The sequence below is a fragment of the Sphaerisporangium sp. NPDC005288 genome (assembly GCF_040607475.1).
Lineage (GTDB): Bacteria > Actinomycetota > Actinomycetes > Streptosporangiales > Streptosporangiaceae > Sphaerisporangium > Sphaerisporangium rhizosphaerae.
In genome coordinates this window covers 1-3,288 of the sequence record NZ_JBEXGT010000105.1, presented here as the reverse complement: position 1 = coordinate 3,288, position 3,288 = coordinate 1, and the positions used below count along the sequence as shown (strand labels likewise).

Annotated in this window: 2 protein-coding genes and 1 pseudogene; 2 read left to right on the top strand and 1 reads right to left on the bottom strand. The window is 69.2% G+C overall.

The window, feature by feature from the left end; translation table 11 throughout:
- Positions 1 to 242 (bottom strand): annotated as a pseudogene (locus ABZU32_RS40825) (1,4-beta-xylanase); the annotation flags it as partial.
- 685 nt (positions 243 to 927) lie between these two features.
- On the opposite strand from ABZU32_RS40825, the gene ABZU32_RS40820 reads away from it, so the two are divergent.
- Positions 928 to 2,070, top strand: a complete 1,143-nt coding sequence (locus tag ABZU32_RS40820) for a lectin (protein ID WP_354932140.1) — start codon at positions 928 to 930, stop codon at positions 2,068 to 2,070.
- 118 nt (positions 2,071 to 2,188) lie between these two features.
- On the top strand, positions 2,189 to 3,288 hold a 1,100-nt coding region (locus ABZU32_RS40815; protein WP_354932138.1), incomplete at its 3' end, for a PHB depolymerase family esterase.

Below are 3,288 nucleotides of genomic sequence, written 5' to 3'. Positions count from 1 at the left end.
AACTCACGGTTCGCGATGGTCGTGTACGCCGAATCACCAAGCCGCCCCGAAGCGATGGCCGTACCGAAGTACCGCCCGCTCTGCGCGGCGGCCGCACCCAGCGTGCTCGCCGCAGCGTCGGCCGGGCCCGGCAACGTCAGCGCCGTGACCGTGCCGAGCACGCCGAGAGCACCGGCGAGCACGGCCCGCAGACCGCGGAAGGGTCGCCGGTTCCCCGGCGGGTGTGTGACGTATGCGCCCATGCCTGAGCCTCCATAAGGGATCGCGGAAGAGCGGGAAGCGGGAGAACATGCGGGACACGCCCGCGGCCCGACGCCGCATCCCTGTCACAGAGACGCACACCACCAGGACGTCGCCGAAGGCTCCCGCCACGCACCACCGAGTCGGCGGCGGAACCTACTCCGGACTCAGTGTGGAAACCATCCCGAAACACGTCAAGACCGCAGCCGAAACTTTCGAGGGCCCCTCGGCGCGACAAACCCCGCACACCAGGCCTTACAAAAATGCCCCCGCCGTGAAACTTGCAGACACCCCCCGAATCCTGGGTCGGGGTGGCTGAAAGTTTCAGCACAAGGCGGTGGGCGCCGCCGTGCGACGGCGGCGATAACACCAGATCGACAGCCCCGGCGGCCCGCCCGCCCACGGCGCGGCGCGGCGCCGACCCTTGACGGCGCATCCCGGTCTCGTATTTGCTCCGCCCACACCACCGCCGCACACGACGGAGAAGGGAGCCGGCCGACACGGTCGATTGTTAACGCTAACAAGAACGCACTTCCCCTAGGCATGCCGGCGACCGGAGTGCCGCGTCCGCTGGGACAGACACCACTTCCCAGCGGTCCACCGGTCGCCGGCATCCCAATACCTGAAGGCTGTTAACGCTCTCTTGGCCGACCCGACGCGGTCGCCGGTGCCTGAAAGAGGTTGAGCATGGTGATGTGGAGACGATGGCTGACCGCCGCGCTGCTGGCCGTCGCCGTCGTGGCTGCGGGAACGGCGACCGGGATGGGCGTCGCCAGCGCCGAGTCCAACGGCGGAGTGCGGGTGATGCCGCTGGGTGACTCGATCACCGAAGGCACTCAGGTGCCCGGCGGATACCGCATCGGGCTGTGGCAGCGCCTGGCCTCCGGCCGCTACACGATCGACTTCGTCGGATCCCAGTTCAACGGGCCGGGCAACCTCGGCGACCACGACCACGAGGGACACCCCGGCTGGCGCATCGACCAGATCGACGCCAACATCACCGGCTGGGCCCGCACCTACAACCCGCGCACCGTCCTGCTGCACATCGGCACCAACGACGTGCTGCAGAACTACAACGTGTCCAGCGCCCCGCAGCGGCTGTCCACCCTGATCGACCACATCACCGCGGCCGTGCCCAACGCCGACGTGTTCGTCGCCACCATCATCCCGCTGTCCAACTCCGGCCAGGAGAACTCCGTCCGCACCTTCAACGCGGCCATCCCCGGCATCGTCCAGAGCAAGGTCAGCAGCGGCAAGCACGTCTACCTCGTCGACATGCACAGCAAGCTCACCACCGGCGACCTGATCGACGGCATCCACCCCACCGCCAACGGCTACGACAAGATGGCCGCCGCCTGGTACACGGCGCTGCAGTCGGTCTCCGGCAGCATCGGCCAGCCCGGCGGGTCGAACCCCACTCCCACGCCCACGCCGACGCCCTCCACCGCGAGCACGATCCGGGGCGTCGGCTCGGGCCGGTGCCTGGACGTCGCCAACGTCTCGCAGGCCAACGGCGCGCAGGTGCAGATCTGGGACTGCAACGGGCAGGCCAACCAGCAGTGGGCGCCGACCGGCAGCGGTGAGCTGCGGGTGTACGGCAACAAGTGCCTGGACGTGTCCAACGCGAGCACGGCCGACGGCGCGCAGGTGGCGATCTGGGACTGCAACGGGCAGAGCAACCAGCAGTGGCGGTTCAACTCCGACGGCAGCATCACGGCCATCGGCGCGAACAAGTGCCTCGACGTGCCGAACTACTCCACCGCCAACGGCGTCAAGCTGCAGATCTGGTCCTGCAACGGCGGAACCAACCAGCGTTGGACCCGGGTCTGACGCTCCCTCATCGGCCCGGCGGGCGGCGCTGACCGCCGTCCGCCGGTGCCCACCACCCTTCCGCCGCTCCCGTACCGCCGCGCCCCGCTCCTGCGCCCCTTGAGTGAAAGGCAGACCGATGAGACGGCATTTCCGGGCACTCGCCGGCATGGGCATCGCCGCGCTGGCCGCGGCCGTGATCACGGCGGTGTCCATGGTCGCGGCGCCGGTGCCGCGAGCGTCGGCGGCGACGCTGACCCAGGTGACCAACTTCGGGTCCAACCCCGGCAACCTCCCGATGTACATCTATGTCCCCAACAACGTGTCATCACGGCCAGGCGTCCTGGTCGCGATGCACGGATGCAACGGCACGGCCCAGGGCTTCTACCAGGGCACCGAATTCGCCTCGCTGGCCGACCGCTACGGGTTCATCGTCATCTACCCGCAGGCCAACAAGAGCGCCAACGGCATGTCCAACTGCTTCGACGTGTGGTCGAACGAGGCTCTGCGCCACGCCGGGGGCAGCGACCCGGTCTCGATCGTCTCCATGGTCAACTACACACTGCAGCGCTACAACGGCGACCCGCAGAGGGTGTTCGCCACCGGCTTCTCCTCCGGCGCGATGGAGACCAACAACCTGCTGGCCACCTACCCCGACGTCTTCGCGGCCGGCGCGCCCTTCTCGGGCGTGCCCTACGGCTGCCTCGGGCCGGCCGGATGCGGGGACAAGACGCCGCAGCAGTGGGGCGACCTGGCGCGCGCCGCCTACTCCGGCTACACCGGGCCGCGGCCACGGGTCATGGCCTGGCACGGCACCAACGACTCGGTGCTGAACTACACCATGCTGCAAGAAGAGGTCGACCAGTGGACCAACGTGTGGGGGATCGGCCAGACCGCCACCTCCACCACCACTCCGCAGTCCGGGTGGACCCGGCGGGTCTTCGGCTCGGGCCAGGTCGAGGCGTGGACCATCTCCGGCGCCGGCCACGACCTGCCGCACACCGGCATGGGCATCTACGCGATCCGCTTCTTCGGTCTTGACGGCACCGTGAACCCCACTCCCACGCCGACCCCGACGGTCACCCCCACCGTCACCCCGACTCCCACCCCGACGCCCACGCCGACGGCTGGTGGCGGAAGCGGTCCGATCCGGGGTGTCGCGTCCGGGCGGTGCATCGACGTGCCGAACCGTTCCACCACCGACGGCGCCGCGTTGAACCTGTGGGACTGCAACGGCCA

Bases quoted from the DNA above. Each gene is read 5' to 3' on its own strand.
- ABZU32_RS40820 (WP_354932140.1), top strand. From the start codon at position 928: ATGGTGATGTGGAGACGATGGCTGACCGCCGCGCTGCTGGCCGTCGCC.